This window comes from Sphingomonas glacialis (assembly GCF_014653575.1).
In the GTDB taxonomy this organism is placed as follows: domain Bacteria; phylum Pseudomonadota; class Alphaproteobacteria; order Sphingomonadales; family Sphingomonadaceae; genus Sphingomonas; species Sphingomonas glacialis.
In genome coordinates this window covers 417-702 of sequence record NZ_BNAQ01000038.1, presented here as the reverse complement: position 1 = coordinate 702, position 286 = coordinate 417, and the positions used below count along the sequence as shown (strand labels likewise).

1 protein-coding gene is annotated in these 286 nt (G+C 30.8%); it reads left to right on the top strand.

Annotated elements, in window-relative coordinates:
• Nucleotides 1–12: 12 nt before the first annotated feature.
• Nucleotides 13–286, top strand: a 274-nt coding sequence (locus IE187_RS21870; protein WP_498050265.1) for a hypothetical protein, incomplete at its 3' end; no start/stop codon positions are given.

The window sequence follows — 286 nt, the reverse complement described above, 5'->3', positions numbered from 1 at the left end:
AAAACTTATCAGATGAATGATATAACCAAACGTGTATTAAAGCCAATAATTAATGAACTTTCTTCAATTTTTAATAATCTTAATATCAATAAAATTAAAGCAAAAAAAGGACGTAAAATTGAATGGTTAGAGTTTACCTTTGACGCTGAGAAACGCATTCACAACAAACGACAACCACAAATAACTAATATAGGTAAGTCGCACCAATATACTAATCGTGAGAAAACACCTAAATGGCTTGAAACTGGTTTATATAAGGGACAACATGCTCATACAGACTATGACC